The 21,233-nt window shown below is 65.0% G+C and carries 10 protein-coding genes; 6 read left to right on the top strand and 4 right to left on the bottom strand.

Annotation, left to right across the window (positions count from 1 at the left end):
- Positions 1–80: 80 nt before the first annotated feature.
- On the bottom strand, positions 81–869 hold the full coding sequence (locus AC07VU_RS11950) for a hypothetical protein (protein WP_277589132.1): 789 nt from the start codon (positions 867–869) through the stop codon (positions 81–83).
- 281 nt (positions 870–1,150) lie between these two features.
- Here AC07VU_RS11950 and AC07VU_RS11945 point away from each other — a divergent pair, with 281 nt between their 5' ends.
- The 6 genes from AC07VU_RS11945 (at position 1,151) to AC07VU_RS11920 (ending at position 7,008) form a co-directional block, all read left to right on the top strand.
- Entirely contained in the window at positions 1,151–1,354 is a 204-nt protein-coding gene (locus tag AC07VU_RS11945) for a hypothetical protein (RefSeq protein WP_101338381.1), read from the top strand.
- Positions 1,351–3,096 (top strand): hypothetical protein, encoded by a 1,746-nt coding sequence (locus AC07VU_RS11940; protein ID WP_274303804.1) that lies wholly within the window; start codon positions 1,351–1,353, stop codon positions 3,094–3,096. The genes AC07VU_RS11945 and AC07VU_RS11940 overlap by 4 nt, the downstream gene beginning before the upstream one ends.
- A gap of 72 nt (positions 3,097–3,168) precedes the next feature.
- The gene (locus AC07VU_RS11935) at positions 3,169–3,630 is read left to right on the top strand and encodes a YccF domain-containing protein (protein WP_009044436.1); all 462 of its coding nucleotides are present in this window, start codon (positions 3,169–3,171) and stop codon (positions 3,628–3,630) included.
- A 309-nt stretch (positions 3,631–3,939) separates the two neighbouring features.
- A complete protein-coding gene (locus AC07VU_RS11930) occupies positions 3,940–5,016 on the top strand; it encodes a GGDEF domain-containing protein (protein WP_053261726.1) in 1,077 nt (358 codons plus the stop codon).
- A 79-nt stretch (positions 5,017–5,095) separates the two neighbouring features.
- Entirely contained in the window at positions 5,096–6,070 is a 975-nt protein-coding gene (locus tag AC07VU_RS11925) for a response regulator (RefSeq protein WP_495029900.1), read from the top strand.
- Between the two features lie 20 nt (positions 6,071–6,090).
- Positions 6,091–7,008, top strand: a complete 918-nt coding sequence (locus AC07VU_RS11920; RefSeq protein ID WP_495029899.1) for a LysR family transcriptional regulator — start codon at positions 6,091–6,093, stop codon at positions 7,006–7,008.
- Here the strand turns inward: AC07VU_RS11920 and AC07VU_RS11915 are convergent.
- The 3 genes from AC07VU_RS11915 to AC07VU_RS11905 all read right to left on the bottom strand — a co-directional run bounded on the left by AC07VU_RS11915 (position 7,005) and on the right by AC07VU_RS11905 (position 21,205).
- Positions 7,005–10,574, bottom strand: a complete 3,570-nt coding sequence (locus AC07VU_RS11915) for a PAS domain-containing protein (protein WP_495029971.1) — start codon at positions 10,572–10,574, stop codon at positions 7,005–7,007. The two genes, AC07VU_RS11920 and AC07VU_RS11915, sit on opposite strands and share 4 nt — an antisense overlap.
- Positions 10,575–10,692: 118 nt before the next feature.
- Positions 10,693–12,150 (bottom strand): TolC family outer membrane protein, encoded by a 1,458-nt coding sequence (locus tag AC07VU_RS11910; RefSeq protein WP_495029898.1) that lies wholly within the window; start codon positions 12,148–12,150, stop codon positions 10,693–10,695.
- A gap of 73 nt (positions 12,151–12,223) precedes the next feature.
- Positions 12,224–21,205 (bottom strand): TcdA/TcdB pore-forming domain-containing protein, encoded by an 8,982-nt coding sequence (locus AC07VU_RS11905; RefSeq protein ID WP_495029897.1) that lies wholly within the window; start codon positions 21,203–21,205, stop codon positions 12,224–12,226.
- Between the last annotated feature and the right edge of the window lie 28 nt (positions 21,206–21,233).

Raw genomic sequence — 21,233 nt, 5'->3', positions numbered from 1 at the left:
TGCGCCTGACCGCCTCAGCTTCGCTGATCGCAAGCCATCGAGGGTCGAGCGGTTCCTCCTGCAGATCCCTGTGACGGCGGTCAGTTGTATTTCGGACCGCCTTTCCACGGCGCGTATTCCACCAGCACACTGCCCCCCGCTAGCCCCTTGTCACCCACCTTGAAGCCGGGCATCTGCCGCAGGTTCAGCTGCTTGCACTGCGCGGTCAGGCGCGCCTGCAGGTCGCTGTCCAGCTTGAAAGCGTCCCGCCGCTCGGCAACCGGATCGAGGTTGACCAGGCACTCCTGCACCTGCCCCTGGGCATTGGCGACAAAGCGCACATGGGCCTTGCCAATGCTGTCGACAGGCTGCTTGCCCAAAGTCTGCGTCCAGAAGAAGCGGCTTTGCGCATAAGCCTGGACCGTCCGCGCTCGCCACTGTCGCTCAGATTCGGACTCGTCGAGGGCCGGAAATACCAGCGGCGCGACAATCACCATCTCCTCCTCGGTTCCGTACATTTCGACCGGCACCTTGGGAAACAGGCTGTCCCAGCACACTTGCCTGGCCAGGCTTTCCAGGGCCGGGACCGGCGCCAGATGGGCGTTGGGCCGGGTCTCGCAACTGCGCAGCTCGTTCTGGCGATCGATCTTCACCACCAGATCCACTGTCCCTACCAACGCCTGGCTGTTGGCGGCAAAGGCATTGCGCACCATCAAGGCCCTGAACTGATCGCTGAAGGCCTGGGCGTTCTGCTGTAGCGATGCTTCTGCCGTGGGCTGAAGGGCCGACGCGGTGCTTTTTGGCGTCTGGCAACCGGCCAGGGACAACAGGCTGGCCAGGATCAACGGTAGCCTCAGCCGGGGTGCGACAAGACGGGATGGGCTGGACAACGGGCTCAATTCCATTTGTTCGAAACTCTCGGATAAAGGGGAATGTCGTGCGGGGGCGCAGGATTTAATGCGCCCTTTCACTAACGAGTGAAGCGTGCGTTATTTAGTCTTCGACCCGGCAACCGCCACAAGTCGCTGTGTCGACCGGGCGCGGTCAATCTGTAGAAGCATCAGGTGGTTACTCTCGGGTGAAGCAGGGATTTGTGCTTTTGTCCGGGACGGCAAGCCGATAGCATAGCGCCACTTTTTTTGCCGACCGGCAATCCTACATGGATGTTTTTATGCGTTCCTTGCTCACACTTTGCGCGTTGTCCCTTCTTGCTGGTTGCAGCATCGAACAACAGGTTACCCCCGTCGAGTCAACCCTGGTTGCAGGAGTTCACCCAGGCTTTGCCGAGGCCAATCGCGATGCCATGCAGGCCAACGGCTTGCAGATTGAGGTACTGCCTACCGGCACGCCTCAAGTCGACGAGGCTGCCAAATGAGTCATGTGCTGAATGACTTTCGACCTTTAAAGCCTGCTGAAGAAAAACTGCTGAGATGTACGCTTTCAGGAAAAGTCGCCAGCTTCAGCGCACACCGACCGGAACAGGCGACATCGGAAAATACCATTCGCGCGGACTTCCTTCGCTTCCTGATTATGGGGGGGGACAAGGTAAACATCGTGCATGAACAGGGTGTAAGGCTCCGTGGAGCTTACATCGAGGGAATACTGGACCTTCGCTCAAGCAAGATACCTACCGCCTTCTTGCTGCAAAACTGCCTTTGCTTCAATACGCTCTTTTTGAACAATGCGTCCATCGATGGTCGAGTGAGCCTGGATGGCAGTGCCTGGGCAGGAGTCCAGGCCCCACTCGTGTCAATAGCAGGCTCTCTTTCCATACGGCAGCTGTTCTCTTTCGGATCAATCAACCTGCTCGGCGCCAAGATTGAAGGTTCATTAACCCTTAGCGAGAGTTCTATCGATGGCCGAGGTTTTGCAGCCATACGCGCCGACCGCATCCAGATCAGCGGAAACCTGAACATGCGAGGAGGGTTCTCCTCCATTGGTGACGTTAGCCTCGCGGGCATTACCCTGAATGGCCAGTTGAATTGCACGTCCTGCCGCATCATTGCGGTTAAAGATGTCTCATTGGCAATGGACGGCTCTGTCATTAAAGGCAACGTCAATCTGTCAACCGACTTCAGATCTGAAGGTACCGTTCGACTTTCAGGAGCTAACATCGGAGGTCAGCTCAATTTCACCGGCGCGCGACTCGATGGTAGGGGCGGTTACGCCCTGATTGCCCAATCCGCATTTATCGCAGGCTCGTTAATTGTTAAGGGACTGGCGATCCCCCTCCAAAAAGCCCTTCTCAACAATACAAAAGTCAGGACGCTGACCGATGATGCGAAGTCTTGGGGAGAGGGTTTGCAACTGGACGGGTTTACCTATGACTTCCTGAGTAATGGAGCAAAAGCCAAAACCCGACTTGCCTGGCTAGATAAACAAATACCGTCTGCTGCGGGAACCAATGGTTCAAAAGGCGAAAAGAGCGGATTTCGCCCACAGCCCTGGCGACACCTGAAACACAAGCTCGAAGAAATGGGACATGCCGATGAAGCCCAGGAAGTCGGGATCGCCTTCGAGAGGCGTTTGCGCGAGGTAGGCTCCGTGGGCAAGAGAACGGCTCACTGGCCTCGGGGATTTCGCTGGCTTGGTATTGTCCCGCATGTGCTCTATGGCGCCCTCACCGGCTACGGCTATCGCCCCATGCGCCTACTGGCATGGATTCTCGGCATCTGGCTAGCCTTCACCACCGTCTACTGGTACGCCGCCGTCGAGCAGAACGTATTCGCCCCAAGCAACCCACTGGTGTTCCAGAGCGACGCCTATACCACCTGTCGAAAGGAGTATGGAGAAGGCTGGCAAAAGCGCTCGCCCGATACGCCCATCCCTTCAGGGATCGGCAACTGGTACACCTGCGATGCCTTGCGTGGTGAGTACACTGGCTTCAGCCCTGGCGCCTACTCGCTGGACATTCTGTTGTCACTGGTCGATCTGCAACAGGAGAAGGACTGGGGACCGATCACCACGACGCCCTCCCCCAATGCCTGGGTGGAATTCTGGAACTGGGATTGGGGACATAGCATCCGCTTTCTGGTGTGGCTCGAAACCCTGATCGGCTGGGGCATCAGCCTGTTGCTGGTGGCGATTGTCTCCGGCCTGACTCGGCGCAAGGAATAAGCGTCTATACCTGCACGGGCCTCGAACGGGGCCTGTGCGATACCCTTCACGGTTCAAACAAGGAAGCTTCACATGAGCGCCATCGGCAATTTTCTCTGGTTTATCCTCGGCGGCATTTTCATGGGCCTGTGCTGGTGGCTGTGGGGCATCCTGGCCTTTATCAGCATCGTCGGCATCCCTTGGGGTCGGGCCTGTTTCGTGATTGGCGCCTTCTCGTTCTTTCCGTTCGGCAAGGAGGCGATCAGCCGGCGCGAGCTGAACAACAAGGACGATATCGGCACCAGCGGCCTGGGGGTGATCGGCAATGTGCTGTGGTTCGTGTTCGGCGGGATCTGGCTGGCGCTGGGGCATGTGATGTCGGCGCTGCTGTGCTTTATCACCATCATCGGCATTCCCTTCGGCATCCAGCACCTGAAGCTGGCGGGCATCGCCCTGGCGCCGATCGGCAAGACCATTGTGCGCAAGGAAGTGGCCGCCGCGGCGCGTACCTTCAATGCCCAGGATGCGGCGCTGAAACAGCGTCAACCAGGCTGAAGCCCAGGCGCAGAGGTCTCGTCGAGGCCTCTGCTGCTGCGCATGCCGGCCGGCATGCTCCGCGCGCTTGCGCGCTCCGACAGCGGCCATCACGTATCTGCGTCGCCCTCAAGCGCGTAACCTGAGCGCCAAGCTACCCCGCCTTGAACAAACCGCACCGCGACGTTGAAGGACGCCCACACCGGCGCCCGCCGCGGTTGGACAAGTCCCACGCCCACTGCTTTCATTCAGCCCCGAGGCCCTGCGCAGTCCGCGCGCTCGCCAGGAGGCTTATCGCTCCCGTCCACCCGTTCACGCCCAAGGCCCGTAATGCTCAAGACCATTGAAGCGCAAGTGCTGAAACAGGCCACGCCGCCGGCCCTCAAGGCCGAGTTCGCCCAGTACGACTTCGAACGGCTGCACGGTTTCTGCCTGCTGATCTACGTCGCCAGCATCAGCATCTGGCTGCTGTTCAACCTGATCGTCAGCTTCCCCGGCAAGCAGGGCTTCACCCTGTACTCGATGGCGTTCCTGGTCGCCCTGGCGATCAACGCGATCATGCTGGCCTTCATCAAGAACGCCCGGTACTTCCAGTGGCTCAACCTGCTTTTCGTGCTGATCATCGGCGCGGGTATCCGCCTGGTGATCGAAGGCATGCCGCTGGACCTGCGCCCCGACTGGCTGATCCTCGGCGCCTCGAGCATTCTCTACAGCGCCTCGGTGCTGCCCCTGCGGCGCTGGTCGTTCTTCGCCACCCTCGTGCTGACCTGGGTGGTGCTCGACCCGTTCATCATGACCCAGACCTCGGTGCTGGAACTCAAGGGCGCCATGCTGCTGATCTACGCCCTGTTCCTCACCGCCCTGACCCTCTACAGCTTCATCAAGCTGCGCCAGGCCAAGCTGCACACCTACATCATGTCCAAGCTGTTGCTGGAACAGGCCTACAACGACAGCCTGACCGGCATCCCCAACCGCCGCTCGTTCATGGCCCGCGCCGGCGAGCAACTGGCGGCGCAGCCCCGGGAGCATGACCACTACCTGGCGATGATCGACGTCGACAACTTCAAGAAAATCAACGACCTGTACGGCCATGACATCGGCGACGAGGTGCTCAAGCGGGTGGCCACGGATATCCGCACGGTCATGGCCGGCTTCGACTACGCGCGCCTGGGCGGCGAAGAGTTCGCCATCTACCTGGGCGGGGTACGGCGCGACGACGTCGAGCAACTGGCCGAACGCCTGTGCCAGGTGGTGCGCCAAGCCCGGGCCCGGTACCCGGTGACCGTCAGCATCGGCCTGGCCCGGGTCGAGGACGACGACAGCCTGAACCAGGCGCTGCTCAAGGCCGACAAGGCGCTGTACCAGTCCAAGCACACGGGCAAGGATCGCTACACCTTTCACCCATGACCCCTGCGGCAACGCACCAACGCGACCGGCCGATCAAATAAGATAAACTGCCGCCCTCTCTTGATCAGGCGCCCCCGTCATGCCCGCAGAGCACGCCCCCAAGCCCTATACCCTCCTGGCAATCGACGACGACCCGCAGTCGTTGATCGTGCTCTCGAAAACCCTGACGAGCGAATATGAAGTGCTGCTGGCGAAGAACAGCGAGCGTGGCCTGGCCCTGGCCCGCAGCGCCAGCCCCGACCTGATCATCCTCGACATCCTGATGCCCGAGATGGACGGTTTCCAGGTGCTCAGCGAACTCAAGAGCCACCCGGCGACCGCAGCCATCCCGGTGATTTTCCTGACCTCGCGCAGCAGCGTCGAAGACGAACGCCTGGGCCTGCTGCTCGGCGCCGCCGACTACATCGCCAAGCCGATTTCGCCGCCGGTGGTGCTGGCCCGGGTGGCGACACAACTGGGTTACCGCGACAAACCCCTGCACAGCCCGCAACCGGCGGCCGAGCCCTCGGCCGGCAGCGACATGCGCGACGGCTTCATCGGCGCCCTGGCCTTGCAGCTGGCCGGCAACCCGCGGATCCGCCTCGAGGCGCTGCTCGACACCCTGTCGATCCTGCTCGACAGCGGCGTGACCCAGAGCGACCCCGCGGCGTTTCGCAGCGCCGCCTGCCTGGCCCTGATGGGCCTCAACCAGCCCGGCGGCAGCATCGGCCAGGCCCTGGCCCACAGCCGGGTGCTGATCGAGGAGATTCTCGCCCACGCCGACCCGGAAGACCGCATCCTCAACCTCGCCTGGAAAATCACCCATGCCGAGGCGCTGCTCCAGGGCGACCGCAGCCCGGCAAGCCTCGATCTCCCACTCTCGGCCCGCCTGTTCGCCCTGGCGCTGGACTACCACCTGAGCCTGCTGCAACCCGGCGGCGACCTTCCCGGCCGGCACGCCCAGGCCATGGCGCGGATGTATGAACAACCGGGGTTCGAGCAATGCATCACCTGCGGCCCGGCGTCGCTCTCGGCGGCCTTGCTGAGTTCGTCACAGAGCTTTTTCGGCCGGTGAACGGACAGTGAGCCTCGCCCATGCCTAACCTCGCCGACCTGGAACTGTTCGTGCTGATTGCCGAGCTGCAGGGCCTGTCGCCCGCCGCGCGCATCATGTCGATCACCCCGGCCGCCGCCAGCCTGGCGCTCAAGCGCCTGGAAAACCGTCTCGGCGTACGCCTGTTCACCCGCTCCACCCGCACCATGAAACTCACCCCCGAAGGCGTGCGTTACCTGGAAAGCGCGCAGCACGCCCTGAAGATCCTGGCCAACGGCAAGCGCTCGTTGACCCACGACGACGGCATGCTGGAGCTCACGGTGTCTTCCGACCTGGGCCGCAACCTGCTGCTGGACCTGCTCGCCCGGCTCAAGCAGGAACGCCCGCGGCTGTATATCAAGCTGGCCCTGAGCGACAAGGAAGAGGACCTGCTCAAGGGCCGCTTCGACGCGGCGCTGCGCTACGGCAAAAGCCTGGCGCTGGACCTGGTCGAACTGCCGGTGCTCAAGCAGCACCACTTCATCGCCTGCGCCGCGCCCGGCTACCTGGCCGAGCATGGCACGCCCGAATCGCCGGAACAGCTGAGCGAGCACGAGTGCATCATCTGCCACAGCATTGGCCGGCCGGAGAGCCGCTGGCGTTTCCATGCGCCGGGCCAGGTCGAGGACGTGCGGGTACAGGGGCATTTCTGCTGCGACGATGGCGATGCTGCGCGGCGCTGGGCGGTGGCCGGCCACGGCGTGGTCTACCTGCCGTTGTTGAACGTGGTCGAGGACCTGCTCGCCGGGCGCCTGCTGCCCCTGCTCCCCGGCTGGCAGGCCGATGCCGCGCCGCTGAGCCTGGTGGTCTCGCACCGCTCGCAGATCACCGAGTCGCTGCGAGCCCTGCACCAGTGCCTGGTGGAGCACTGCACGGACCGGATGGCCCGCTACCTCGAACTGACCCGCGCCGGGCGCTAGCCCTGGGCCGCGCGCAACTCGACCAGCAGCGCATAGGCCTGCTGGAACTCCAGCCGGTAGATCCGCTCCTGAATCGCCCGCAGGGCGCCGCTACGGCTCTGCTCGCACAACTCATCGATCAGCGCCAGGGCCTGCGCATTATGGTTGTGCAGCAGCTTGGCCAGCCGCTCCAGTTTGAACAGCTGCTCACTGCCCAGTGCCTCGTTCTCCCGGACCAGAGGCTCGGCACCCGCCGTTGGCAAGCCCACCAGGCTGGCCAGCAGCGGTTCCAGGCACTGCGCCAGCTGGCGGATCAAGGGCGCCAGGTCGGCCTGCCCGGCGCACTGTTCCTCCAGTTCCCTGGCGGCCTGCCTGACCGCGGTGGCGCCGACATTGCCGGCCGCCCCTTGCAGGCTGTGGGCCAGAAAACCGATGGCCTGCAAGTCCTCGGTGGCATGGGCCAGCCACAGGCGCTCGATGACCTGCTGCTGGTCATCGCGAAAATCCGCCAGCAGCTTCTGGTGCAGCGCCAGATCCTGGTTCACCACCGCCAGCCCCAGCGCCGAGTCGATGCCCTCGTAGCCCGGGGTCGAGACGGCGCTGGGCAGGCTTGTCGCAATCTCCCCCGGTGGCAGTTCCAGGTGCTTGATCCAACGCACCAGGGTTCGATAGAAGGCCGTGACCTCCAGCGGCTTGCTCACCAGGTCGCTCATGCCGGCGGCCAGCACCCGGCCCTGGATATCGGCCTGGCTGCTGGCGGTCACCGCGATGATCGGCAGCGAGCGCAGGTGCGGGTAACCGCGGATCTTGCGCGTGGTGCCGTAGCCGTCCATGACCGGCATCTGGCAATCCATCAGCACCCCGTCGAAGTGCCCGTCCTCGAGCAACCGCTGCAAGGCCTCGGCGCCGTTGGCGGCCAGCACCACCTGGACTCCGGCGCGCTGCAGCAGGCCCTGCAACACATCCTGGTTCAGCCGGTTGTCCTCGACCACCAGCACCCGCGTCCCCGCCAGCAATCGCGCATAGTCGTTGACCGTGCACAGCCCCGCCGCGCCCGCTACCGATGGCGTGGCCGGCGTGCTGCAACTCAGCGTCGGAAACTCCTGCGGCCGTCGCTGCGGCAGGCTCAACTGCGCGGTGAACTTGAACACCGCGCCCTGCCCCGGCTTGCTGTGCACCCAGATGTCGCCCTGCATCATCTGCACGATTTTTTTCGAGATGGTCAGCCCCAGGCCGCTGCCGCCGTAACGCCGGCTGATCGACAGGTCGGCCTGGACAAAGGCATTGAACAGCCGCGCCTGCTGCTCGTCGCTGATGCCCACCCCGGTGTCGGTGACGCTGAAGCACAGCAGGGCCTTGTCGTTCCACTGGCGCACCAGGCACACGCCGATGCACACATGGCCGGCCTCGGTGAACTTGATCGAGTTGTCCACCAGGTTGGTCAGCACCTGGGCCAGGCGCAGCGGATCGCCGACATAGCTGCGCGGCAGCAGGGCCGGAATGTCCAGGCGCAGCTGCAGCGCCTTTTCTTCCGCGCGCTGGCGCACCAGCAGCAACACATCGTCCACCAGTTCGCGCAGGTCGAAGCAGACCTGCTCCATGCTCAGCTTGCCGGCTTCGATCTTCGACAGGTCGAGCACGCCATTGATGGTGCCCACCAGGTTGCGCGCCGCGCGGTCGATCTTCTCGATGTAGTCGCGCTGCACCCGCTCCAGGGGCATGTCCTGCACCAGGTGGGCCATGCCGATGATCGCGTTCAGCGGCGTGCGGATTTCATGGGACATGCTGTCGAGAAACTCTGACTTGGCCTGGGTCGCCAGCTCGGCGTCGCGCCGCGATTGCTGGACCTGGGCTTCCACCGCCTTGCGCTCGCTGATGTCGAAAATCACCCCGTCCAGGTACTGCGGCACCCCGTCCACGACAATGGTCTGGCCCTTGTCGTAGACCCAGCGCACCTCCTGGCTGGCGGTGATGATCCGGTATTCGAGCATGTAGCTGGCGCTACCCAGGCAGCCGGCGAAGATCTCCAGGTCGTCGGGGTGGACCCGGTCGCGATAGCTGTGCCCGGCGAGGAAATGCGCCGCCGCAAAACCGCTCAGACCCTCGATGGCCTCGCTGACGAACACCATGGTCCGCGAGGCGTCCGGCAGGCTGCGAAACACCACCCCGGGAATGTTGGCGATCATCGATTGCAACTTGGTCTGGCTGTCGACGATCGACTGCTGCACCTCGACCGCCTGGGTGATGTCCTGCAGCACCCCGGTGACCCGCGTCGGCGTGCCATCGGCATCACGCTGCATGACCCGGCCGATGTCCAGCACCCACAACCAGCGCCCGCTTTTGCTGCGCATGCGGTACTCGGCGCGGTACTCCTCGACTTCGTTGTTCAGGTGCGCCCTGAGCCTGGCCATGACCGGCTCATGGTCCTGGGGATGGACCAGGCAGGCCCAGCGATCCAGGCCATTGCCAAAGGTCTGGTCCAGCTCCTCCTTGCTGTAGCCGAGGATCCGCAGCCAGACATCGTTATTGATGACGATCCCCAGGCTGACGTTCCAGTCCCACAGCCCCAGCGCGCCGCTTTGCAGGGCCATGTCCAGGCGTCGCTCGCTTTGCTCGATCCGCGCCACGTCGGCCTTGTGCCGCCGGGCATCGGCCAGGCGCCGCAGGCCGCCCCACAGCAACAGCAGGAACACCACCGCGCTCAAGCCCTTGATCAGCAGCACCTGCTCGGCCGGCAGCACCGTATCCAGGTCACCCAGGGTGACCAGGGTCCAGGGCCCGCTGGGGTCGTTCCAGTCGAAATCGACCCGGGACAGGCTGTAGCGCCGGCCGTCCAGCTTGACCTGCGGCTGATGGGCATCGAAGGGCAAGCGTTCGGGCACCCCGTGGGCGAACGGGTAGTCGCCGAACTGGCGGCGGATCTCGCCACCGAATTCGCGCAGCGACCAGGCGCGATCGGCCTTAAGCAGAAAATCCGGAGTGCTGGCGGCCAGCACCACGCCGCTGGGCGACAGGATCATTTTCAGGTCGTCGCCATACTGCTTGCTCAGGCTGGTGTCGAGCATCTTGCCGTCGAAACGCGCCACCAGGACCCCGATCACCTGGTCCTGGCGCGTGCGCGACTCGTAGACCGGGACCGCCATGTAGAACATGCGGGTGCCGGTGGTGACGCTGATCGCGCCATAGACGCTGCTGCCGCCGTTGAACGCCACCTTGAAGTAGGGCCGGAAGGCCACATTCAGCCCCAGCGGCGCCTGGCCCTGGTGATCGTGGGCCGCCACCACCACCCCGTCGCGGTTGAGGACAAAGGCGTGGTTGGCGCCCACCACCATCGACAGCGTCTTCAACGGGATCGCCGCCTGCGCCATCAATTCCGCGGAGGGCTCGCGCTCCAGGATCACCCGTTTCAGCGAGGGGTTGTGGCGCCCCAGGATCGACAGCGCGCCAATGGCAAAACCGTCGGACTTCCATTGCTGCAGATCCGCCGCGTACTCCTGGGTCTGCATCTCGATACTGGCCTGGTAGACGTCCTCGACCTGCAGGCGGTAGTAGTTGCCCAGCGCCACCGCGGCACCGACCGCGAGCACCACGCCCAGGGCGTAGCAACACCGTCTGTGGCTGTCGAAGAAGTTGGTTAGCCTGTGCAACACCTCGCCCCTTTACCTGATAAACCCGTGCGCATACGCCTGTGCCCTGACAAACAGCTCAACGCGCCGCCAGCCGGCGTGGAAACTCCGGCGGCAGGAAATCGCGGTCGGGATCGTAGTCGGCCTTGAGGTAATCACCAAGCGCCTTGAGGTCCTGGGGCGACAAGGTTCCCACCGACTGCTTGAGCCGCAGGGTGTCGAGAATGTAGTCATAACGGCTGTCGTTGTACTGGCGCACGGCGTTATACAACTGGCGCTGGGCTTCCAGCACATCGACGATATTGCGGGTGCCGACCTGGAAGCCCAGTTGCGAAGCCAGCACCGCGCCCTGGTTGGAGATGATCGACTGGCGCCGGGCCTTGACCTGATCGACGCCGCTGTTGAGGCCGCGATGCAGGTTGCGGGTCTGCTCCACCACCTGGCGCCGCAGGTTGTCGTTGAGGTACTCGCGCTGGTTCATCCGCTGGTGGGCCTCGCGCACCTGGGAAGAGGTCTGGCCGCCGCTGAACAGCGGAATGTTCAACTGCAGGCCGACGGAGCGCTGCTCGACATTGCCGCCGTAGCCGCTGCCACGGATATCGCTGTTGCCATACCCCAGGTTGTCGTTGTCGCCGGTCTGGTAACGCAGCACCGCGTCCAGGGTCGGCGCGTGCCCGGCCTTGCGCGCGCTCAGGGTCTGCTGCGTCGCGTCCAGGGCCTGCTGGCTGGCCAGCAGGGTCAGGTTCTGGCGCACCGCGGTATCGACCCAGCGCCGGGCATCGTTGGGCTCGGGCAACAAGATCGGCATGTCATGCCGCACGCCCTGGATCGCCGCGTATTGCTGGTGCGTCAGGGTGTCCAGGGCTTCGAAGGCATCGTCGGTGCGCTTCTGCGCGACGATCCGGTTGGCCCGCGCGGTGTCATGCCCGGCCTCGGCCTGGAGTACATCGGTACGGTCCGACAGGCCCAGCTGCAAACCCTTCTCGGCCAGTTCCAGCTGGCGCTTGAGCGCCGCCTCTTCCGCCTTGGCCGCCGCCAGGGCGTCCTGGGCCTTGAGCAGGCCGAAATAGGCCTGGGCGCTGTCGAGCATCAGTTTCTGTTCGGCTGCCGCCAGCTCCAGCCGGGCCTGCTGGTCCTCGGCTTCGGCGGCCTTGAGGCTGAACCAGCGATCGGCACGGAAGATCGGCTGGTTCAGCACCGCCTGGTAGCTGGTGCCGCTGCGCCGGGTGTCCTGCCGTGGCTGTTGCAGAGAGGTGCTGGTGCCGTTCAGCTCGGCGCTGGCCGACAGCGTGGGCAGCAGCCCGGCCCGGGCCTGGGGCACCGCCTCGGCGCGGGCGGCCTGGTCGGCACGGGCCGCCGCCAGCTCGCTGTTGTTGTGCTGGGCATCCAGGTACACCCGCCACAGGTCGCTGGGCAGGGCCTGGCGCGGATGTTCGGCGGCCACCGCCAGGGAGGCCGCCGGCAACGCGGCCAGCGATAGCAGGACGGGCAGCCAGCCGGCAAGGGCTCGCTGCCGCGAAATCATGGGGTTGGTCATGGTCTGTTTCCAAACAAGGTGGGCCAGGAGACAGGAGAGGCTTGGCGCCCCTCCTGTGGTTGCTCCCGCGTGGTCAGGTCAGTGAAGGCACCAGCACCGCCTGGGCAGCCTGACGGTTTTGCGGCAGGTGCTCACGCGCCCCGCCGGTGTCGGCGAAGGCCGCCATGGCCCCGCTCAGTTTGGCCAGGCTGGGCCCCTCGGCCTCCGTCACCGAGGCGATGTCGTTCGCCGTCGGTACGGTCTGGCGTTCGCGCGAGGACAGCTCGAACAACCCGTCCTTGGCCGATCCCGCCTGGGCAAAGCCCTTCACCAGATGATCGACACTGATCACCGATGAGTCGCCTTGCAGCTCGATCTGCAGATGCCGGTGCGCCGCGGCCTCACTGCCCAACACCTGGCGCAGCACCAAGGCCGTGCCAGAACCGGCGTCGGTCAGCAGCACGTCCTCGCCCCGACGGCTGACGAGGATGTTCTTGCCATCGGCCACCGGCAGGATCAGGCGGTCCAGGGCCTGGCCCGGGTCATCGTTGTCGATTACCACCGTGCGGTAATGCGCCCACATCGCCGGGCTGAAGCGGTAGGTGTCGTTGGCACCGCCGCCATGCAGCACCACGCTGTCGACCCCAGCGATCAGCGGCGGCGCCAGCTCGTCCTGACGACCGCCGCCGCCCTGCAGCAGCAGCGACGAGCCGATACGCTCGACATTGGCGTAGTGACCGAGCTTCTGCGCAGCCCCTTCCTTGACCTTGTACAGCGCCTGTTCCGTCGGGCTGTAAACGTAGGCCGAGCGCTGCAATTCGGCGGCCACCCCGACAAAACGCAGGTCGCTTGCGGCGGGAATGCCCGTGCTGGCGAACATCCGCCCGCTGGCGACATCGAACCAGCCCTGGCTCTCGGCGCCTTGCAAGGTCAGCACGCCTTTGGCTCGCCACTGGCCAGCCACTTGCGCCAGCGCCTGGGGCAGATTGCCCAGGTGTTGCTGCTGCCAGCCCTTGTCGAGCGCCACCAGCTGCACATCGCCGTTATTGGCGCGCAGCAGGATTTCGCCCTGCACCGTCGTCAACCGCAGCCCGGCATCCACCTGGACCGCCGAACGCAGTTGCACCTCGGGCATCGGCAGCGTGGCGGCGGGCAATTGCGCCGAGGCCTCAAGCACCTCGTCGCCGCCAAACGCAGCGGCCAACGCCTCGGACGTCAGCGGTGCCTGGAGGTAGAGCTTGCCGCTCTCGGGCTCGAACAGCCGCGCGCTGGAGCTGGCGCTGTCGAAGCCGAGAAATTGCAGCGGCTTGCCTTGCAGCGAGGACGCCGCGACGATCACCTGGCCGTTGTGGTACCACACCGGCAGCGCACTCTTGCCGTCGGCGGCCTTGGCCCCGAATACCGCCAGGGTGGCGTTGCTGCCGTTGACACTGGCCAGGTCCTGCCACCAGGTGCTACGGCCCTTGAGCCAATGCTCGTTGACCGCTTCATAACTCAGGCGCCCTGTCGCCTCGATCCGCGCGACCAGCCCGTCCTCGGTCACGGCCAGCAGATGGCCGTTGAGTTCGAGCACATTGGCCAGGGTCGGCGTGGCCAGGCGCAAGGCGCTCGGCTGGCTACCGTCGAGCACCTTCTGCCCCGGCCCTTCCTGGCGGAACAGCACCTTCTGCTTCTGGCTGTAGAAGAAAAACGCCTCCTGGCCAGCCGGCTGCGGCATGCTGCCGGCGAACACCAGGTCCGCCGGAATCGGCCAGGCGCTCTGGGGCTTGCCCTGGGCGTCCAGCGGCGGCTGCTGACCCGTCGGGGGCGCCAGGTTCGGCTTGATCACCGTGCCGTCGCTGGTGCGCACCCAGTAGCGGTGCGCGACTTTCGCGTTATCCAGGCCAAACACCGTCACCAGCGCCGCGGCGCTCGGCTCCATCATCGGCGCGCCCAGGCTGTACACCGGGGTGGCCCGCTGCGTGGCCTGGCTCTGGTAGCCCTGGAGCAGGGCCTTGAGCGCATCGCCATGCTGGTCGGTGCGGGCCGACAGTTGCAGCAATGCGTCATCGCCGACCACCCCGACCAGCTCCATCCGGTCACCGATGATGCGGAAGTTCAGCTCGGCCTCGCGCTCCTTGAGCTGATAACGACGGGCCAGGTAGACCGCATCGCCCTCTTGCCAGAACCGGCTGATCCGGCCCGCGCTCTGGTTGAACGACGGGGCGAACTGCGCGTCGACCTTGCCGGTGGCGATCTCGACCCGCCACGCCGCGGCGTTCTCGGCGTCGACGAAGTAGGCATGCTCGCCGATGACCGCTCCCAACTGGGCATTCCTGGCCTGTTCCACCTGGGTGTCGGTGAACAGCATGCGGTCGTTGGCGACGTCGTAGAACGCCCGGCCGACATTGCGCCCCTCGTGGCGGTAGTTATCGACGACCACGTATTGACCGTGCAGCTGATGGGCCTTGGCCAGCTCGCTCAGGTGCTGTTCGATACGCTGGCCAGGCAGCTGCCATTTGCTCGCGTCTTCCTCCACCACCCGGGCGCTCATGCCGGCGAAATCGACTTCACGCACCTCGCCCTTGGCGTTGACCACCAGCACCTGGCCATTGCTCGCCGGGTCGAGCTTGACCACCACGCCGCCGACCACCAGCTGGTCCTTGGACACGCTGATGCTCTCGCTCGCCAGCTGGCTGCTGTCGATGATCCAGCGCGACGGCGTGCCGGACTCACTGGCGAGATCCACCCGGGCACCTTCATTGAGGCCCACCAGATAACGCCCGCCCGCACCCTTGATCTGGTAGTTCAGATAGCCGTGCAGCTCCTTGGGCAGCTCGGGTATCACCAGTTGCCGGTCGCGCGAGTCGAGCAGCACCTCGATCGGGGTCTCGACGTATTCCTGGCGAATCCGCCGGATCGTCTCCTCGCTCGGGAAAATGTAGAAGTCGTAGTCGAAGCGCCGGTCCTCCTCGAGCCGGCGGATCACGTCGAAACCGGTGTCATGCCGGGTGGTGGACCCCGGCAGGATCATGTACTCGTAGCTGATATAGGACTTGGGCGTGCCCGGCAGGATCACCGCCGTGCTGTCGCCATGCTCGAGCGTGCGCGTGGCGTCCTTGTAGCCGATACCGCTGCGCACCTCGATTGCCTGGCCACGGTCGTGGATCATCCGCGGGAAATCCCCGGCCCAGAAGAAGTAGTTGATCGCCCCGGAACCGGTGGAGCCGTGATGGGTGCGGTAAATGTACTGGCTGTCGAAACCGATCTGGTTGTTGCGCAGGTCCAGGCGCTTGACCACCGCGCCGGCCAGCGGCACCAGCACCTTCTTGTCCGCGTCATAACGGTAGCCATTGCCTTTGTAGGCCTTGTCGAGCGTATCGAAGTAACGCCCGACTGCCTTGGCGTCTTCGGCCACCGCGCCAAAGGCCTGGGCCAGCGCGGTGAAGCCCACCGCCAGGCCACCGAGGATCACCCCCGCGCCGCCGAGCACCGCGGCCGCCGTCGAGGCGCCGAGCAGCCCGGCGCCGACACCGGCCGCGCCGGTGACGAAACTGGCCGAGTCGAACGCCAGCTGGGTGCCGAACACCGCCTTCTGCACATCGTTCTCGGCATGGGCCAGCTCATAGGCATCCAGGCCGACCATAGCCCCGCCAAACAGCACGCCCGCGCCTTCGTTGACGGTGTGGCCCAGGGTCGAGGCAAAGTCCTTGAGCGAGGTTTCGGCAGCCATGGCTTCGCCGCGCAACGCGGTTTGCACCAGTTCGGTGACCTTGGCCACGTCCTGCAAGGTGCCATGGCCGATCTGCACCAGGCCCAGGTAGCTGTGGATCTTCAGCGCAGTGGCCAGGTCCGGCGAAACCGTGCCCTGGGCTGTGTCCTTGCGGTTCTTGTCGGCGAACCACTGGATCAGCGTCTGTACCGCGAAGCCGGCGTTCAAGCCATCCACCGGCGATGCTTCGCTAACGCCGGCACGCGGCCGTATCTGTCCGTGCTCCAGGGTGAAGTGCTGGTTGAACACCCGCATGTGCTCGTCGACGAAACGCCGGAACTCGACAAAGGTGCCATCGTCGGTGGCCAGCCAGCGGGTCTGCTCGGGCTGGTCACGGTTGATGAACTGGACCCGATAGCCGCCCTCCTTCTGCTCCTCGATGTTGGCAATGATCGGTATCCATTGGCCGCCCAACTGATGTTCCCGGGCCAGCCGGGTGCTGGCGACTTCGAAGCGCGCGCCCCACTGCTCGGCGTCGAAGGTGGTCAACGCCGCCCCCAGGCGCAGGTCTTCGTTGACGCGTTGCTGGGCGCCCACCGCCTGCTCGACCTGGCGGCGCTGGCCGATGACCCCGGCCAGCTCCTCGGGCCGCGACAGATCGGCGACATTCAGCGCGTTGCCCACCGGCACCTCGGCCATCTTGCCGGTGTCGATCTCGATCAGGTTGAAGGCCGGCAGCGACTTGGTGCCGAGCGAGCCATAGTGCGCGGCCAGGTTGCGCGTCACCAGGTGCTGTTGCATGGCCTTGGCCAAGCCCTTGCTGGAGTCGAAAGCGAAGATCCCCACGTTCGGGTCATAGAAGTAGTAGCGACGACCCTCGGCGGTCTGCGTGCTGCCCACCATCATCGAGTGGTTCTGGGTATTGAGGGCGAACATCGAGGTGCCGCTGCTGGCGGCCAGCCGCGACACCACCTCGGACAATTTGACCTGCCCCAGCTCCCTGGAAGCCTGGACCGCTTCGACATTGGAATGCAGGCGGATCAGGCTGTTCTTGAGCAGCGTCGAGCTGCCCGCCTGAGGGTCGGCGGAGGCCAGGAACAGCTTCTGTACCAGGCTGTTGACGCCCGCCTCGCCACCGCTGGCCAGGGCCACGGCCATCGCCCGGACCAGGGGGTAGCAACGGCCGCCGGAGCGGTCGCCCACCAGCGACAGGTAGAAGTCCTGCGGCGCCAGCCGGTCGAAGACACTGCCGGCCTTGTGGAAGTCTTCACTGAACACCGCGGTCTGGCGCAGCACCTTGTCGATGTACTCGGCCTGGGCGGTTTCCGTGATGCGCCCGCTCAGGGCGCCACGCTCGCGGGGCGTGAGGGTGCCGTCGAGAAACAGCTGCTTCATCTTCAGGGCCGACATCCGGTCGTCCACCCCGGGGATCCTGATCTCGCGGAAATCCCGCAAGCCGTCGCTGAATGCCGTGCCCCGCGCGCCGCGCTGATAGGCCTCGGCAATCGCATAACGCTCGCCGACGCTGCTGGCGCGCTCCTCGCCTGCGCCCTGGATCGCCGTATCGTCGGTGCGCACCACCGCGGCGCTACCCTCCTTGGCCTTGATCTGCTGCCAGAGCCAGGTCTTTTCCACCGAGCCGGCTTCGCGCAACACCGGGTCGTACTGCGCCCGGTAGTAGTCCTGGGTGAGGTTGAGCTGCTTGATCTGCTGGTCGATCAGGCCCTTGTCGCTGGCCCCGCGCCGGTCTTGCTGGAGTTGGTAGCGCTTGTCGGCCAGCTGTTGGATATCGGCGTTGACCTTGGCCTGGACCGCTTCGCGCAGCTGGTTCCAGGCGGCGATCGCCGGATGCTCGGGAGAAAAGGCGCCCTCGCGGTAGACACCGTCGGCCACCCCTTCGACCGATACCCCGAACTGAGTCGCGACTTTCTTCAGGTTCTGGTGCACCTGCTCGCGGTAGGCGGCGAACTCGGCCCGGTTGCGCTCAACCACCTGAGGGTCGGCGTTCTGGATCTGCAGGGGTTGCGCGCCGTCGCGCAGCTTCGGCCAGACCATCTGGCCTTCGCGCTGGTACTCCTGGCGCTGGAACACCAGCTGCCACTGGCCGTCGACGTACTGCATGTAGGCCGCGGCCAGGCCCTCGGCGGTGCCGGCGACCTGATAGTCCTTGTAGTCGACCGCCATCACCACGTTGTCGTACAGCAGCGAGCTGTTGACCCGACCGTCGTGGTAGACCCGGAAGGTATTGGCGTCCAGGCTGGTCACCACCAGCGAGCAGCCCGACAAGGTTCCGGTGAAGAGGAAGCTGCCCGCGGCCGCGTGCTTGGGAATGTCCACATAGGCCGGCGCGGCATTGGCCTGGTTCGGCCCGTTGTAGCCTAGAAAATACGCCGGCACGCTGTCGACGCCGCTGCCGGCAATGTCATTGGCGCTGTGCTCGGTGTATTCGAGCTCGTACAGGTTCGGCGCGACCTTGACCAACTGCACGTTGCCCTGGGCCGGCAGGCGTCCCGACTTGACCAGGGCCTCGGCACTCAGGGTATGGGTCTTGGCGAACTGCACGGGGTCGGCGGCGAACTGCTGGATGTCGGCGCTGCCCTGGCGCGGCTCGAACCCGGCGCCCAGGGACGCCAGCCCGGTCTTGAGCTGCAGGTCCTTCGCCGCCTGCCCCAGCAGCGCGGGCAGCGGGCCAACGCTGGTGAAACGCGGCGGATGGAACTCCTCGGCCGCCGGCAAGCCTTGGTTGACGATGGGCAGCACGCGGGCCATCACCCCGTCGTACAGCTCGCCGTGCAGCGCCTCCTGGCTGCCTTCGGCGCGGTAGCGGTCGAACATCTGCAACAGGTCCTGGCCGATGCTGCCCGGCCCCTGGGGTTCATAACGGGCGGCGACGTACAGGGTCTCGAAAAACGAGTGATAGCCGTTGCGGATCATGAAGGCCGCGTTGGCCATCTGGAACTGCCAGTACTGCTTGACGCTCAGGGCCCCGCCGAACAACTCCGGCAAGGCATTGCTGACGGTCTGGGTGGTCCCGGAAATACCGCCCACGAAGGGCGTGTCCAGGTCGTTCATGTAGCGGGTGGCGGCATTGCCCGGGTCGGGACGGAACTGGCTGTAGCTGCGGTACTTGTCGTCCGCGATCAGGAAGGTGGTATCGGCCTGCGCCTGCTCCGGGTGGGTATTGAGGATCAGGTAAGGGTCAGGCTGATTCAGCCGGTTGTTGATCATGACCTTGTCGGCGCCACTTGCCGGCGCCAGCGCGGCATGGGCGTTGACCGGCACCGCGGCCTTGGAAAAGCTGTCGGCCACCGGGCGCAGGGCATGGAACAGCGCCTGCTTGCGCAGGCTGCGGCCCTGGTCGCTCGACAGCAGCGCCTCGACCGTCGGGCGCAGTTTGCCATCGGCCGGCGCAAGCCCTTCGGGGCCGCGCAACAACAGGGTCAGCAGTTGGCTGTCCAGGGAGCGCTCGACCGCCACCTGATCGAAGACATGCACTTTCGGGTTGCCAGGATGCTGCGCCGCGTTGGCCGCGGCGACCCGTTGGGTTTCCGCGTCGATCGCCCGGGCCCGCCATGGCTCGTACAGCGGGGCGAGCAGCAACTTGGCCTGGGCAATGTCGCTCTGCACATAACCGCCTTGCAGGACCTTGGCCACCGCCTGGTTGTTCACCAGTTTGTCGGCCAGGCCGAACAGCAGCGCGTCGTTGTCGCGGCTCTGCCAGACCGACGCGGCGAAGGCCTGCTCCCAGAGCACCTTGTTCAGGTTGTTGCCCTTGATATCGCGCAGGCTGGCGCGGCTGTGTTCCGGCATCAGCACCCCGGCCGGGGTGATGTGGTTGCGTTCGAGCAAGCGGGTCAGCTGCTGCGTGAAGGCCGCGCGTTCGCGGCTGCCTTCGAACAGGCGGCTGGCCTTGATGCCACCATCGCGCAGCTGCTCCAGCTTGTCGAAAAACGCCGCGTTGTATTGATACAGGGCGTCGGTCTGCGCCTTGCTCAGGTGGCTGCTGCTGACCTTGTCGCCGTCGACGGTCATCAGCGCAAAAGGCGTCGCAGCGCGGTACTCGCCGCCCTGAGGCATTTCCAGCAGGTACTGGCGCTCGGCAAGGCCCACCGAGCGTTCGAGCTCGTGGATATTGACGAAGACCCCGTCACGGTCGGGGTGGTAGCTGTTCTGGCGAAAACCTTCCAGGCCAATGGTCTGGAAGCTGGCGATGTCGGCGTTCTGGTTGATCAGCTCGCTCAAGGCGCCGGCCAGGGGCACTTCGCGGGTGACGGTGGTGCTGGGCGACTGGCCGGAAACCTGGATGCCGACCTGGTTCGGCACCTTGCGATCGACGCTGGTCAACAGCAGCTTGTGGCCGTTGCCCAGCACCTGGGCCTTGAAGCCTTCGCGCAAGGAGCTTTCCGACACCAGGTGGTTGGCGAAGTACTGCTCGACAAAGGACGTCTTGACCAGCACCGAGCGAATCGGCGCGTAGGTCGGCGAGCGGAAGGACGGCGGCTCGTTCTTCAGCCGGTACTGTTGCTGCCAGGCCAGGGAGCGGGCCGCGGTGCCGAAGGAGAAGTTCAGCACCCCGTCGGTGGGTACCACCAGCCTGCCGTTCTCCAGGAAAAAGTCCTTGAAACGCCCATCGGTGCTGGCATTGACCAGCGCCACGTTCATGCGGATATAGCCGGGGCGCTCTTCCATCATCAGCAGGGAAATGTTCACCGGCAGATCGTCGGAGGCCCGGGGCGCCTTGGCCAGCGCGCCGAGGCTCGCGGCTTGCTGCTCGGGCGCGGCCTTGAGCAAGGTGTGGTAGCGGGCGCTGACGTCCTTGTAGGCCTGCAGCTCGGAGAACAGCGTCACGTAGGCCTGGCTGAAGGTGGAGTCGGCCACCTGGATGGTCAACTGCTGCTCCAGGCGCTTGATCCGCCCGTCGAGCTTGTCCTGCTTGGCCAGCGCATCGGCCTTCAGGCCCTTGATGTCCAACTGCTTGGCGCCACCGGGGCTGAGCATGCCCAGGGCCTTGTTCCAGGTGCTGTCATAGTGGGTGATCGCCGTCTGCTGGCGGCTGTACAACTGGATGTCGCGATCCAGTTGCAGCTTGTAGGCGCTGGTGGCCGGGGTGTCGGGAATGGCGTTCATCTGTTTGCGGCGTTGTTGCAGGGTCTGCAACTGGTCGCCGACCGAGACCGGGTTGTCCTGCATCTGATAGTGCTGGGCGGCCAGCACGCTCAGGGTGCTCTGCTGCATTTCCAGCAGGCGCTCGCCGACCTGGGCGATGTACGCGGCGCGCTCGTCGGCGCTCATGTTGAACCATTCGGTTTGCCTGCCTGCCGCCTTGACCTGTTGATCGATCAGGGTATTGAGCAGGCGCGTGAAGTCCTTGGACATGGAAGCCATTGCAGTGATCCTTTGTCTGTTTTGAGCG

It is taken from the genome of Pseudomonas sp. GW821-FHT02B10 (assembly GCF_059421865.1).
Note: the sequence above shows the minus strand (reverse complement) of the source record. Positions and strands in the feature narration are given on the sequence as shown.

Coding starts and splice junctions, on each gene's coding strand:
- AC07VU_RS11945 (WP_101338381.1), top strand. CDS start 1,151: ATGCGTTCCTTGCTCACACTTTGCGCGTTGTCCCTTCTTGCTGGTTGC.
- AC07VU_RS11940 (WP_274303804.1), top strand. CDS start 1,351: ATGAGTCATGTGCTGAATGACTTTCGACCTTTAAAGCCTGCTGAAGAA.
- AC07VU_RS11935 (WP_009044436.1), top strand. CDS start 3,169: ATGAGCGCCATCGGCAATTTTCTCTGGTTTATCCTCGGCGGCATTTTC.
- AC07VU_RS11930 (WP_053261726.1), top strand. CDS start 3,940: ATGCTCAAGACCATTGAAGCGCAAGTGCTGAAACAGGCCACGCCGCCG.
- AC07VU_RS11925 (WP_495029900.1), top strand. CDS start 5,096: ATGCCCGCAGAGCACGCCCCCAAGCCCTATACCCTCCTGGCAATCGAC.
- AC07VU_RS11920 (WP_495029899.1), top strand. CDS start 6,091: ATGCCTAACCTCGCCGACCTGGAACTGTTCGTGCTGATTGCCGAGCTG.
- AC07VU_RS11910 (WP_495029898.1), bottom strand. CDS start 12,150: ATGACCAACCCCATGATTTCGCGGCAGCGAGCCCTTGCCGGCTGGCTG.
- AC07VU_RS11905 (WP_495029897.1), bottom strand. CDS start 21,205: ATGGCTTCCATGTCCAAGGACTTCACGCGCCTGCTCAATACCCTGATC.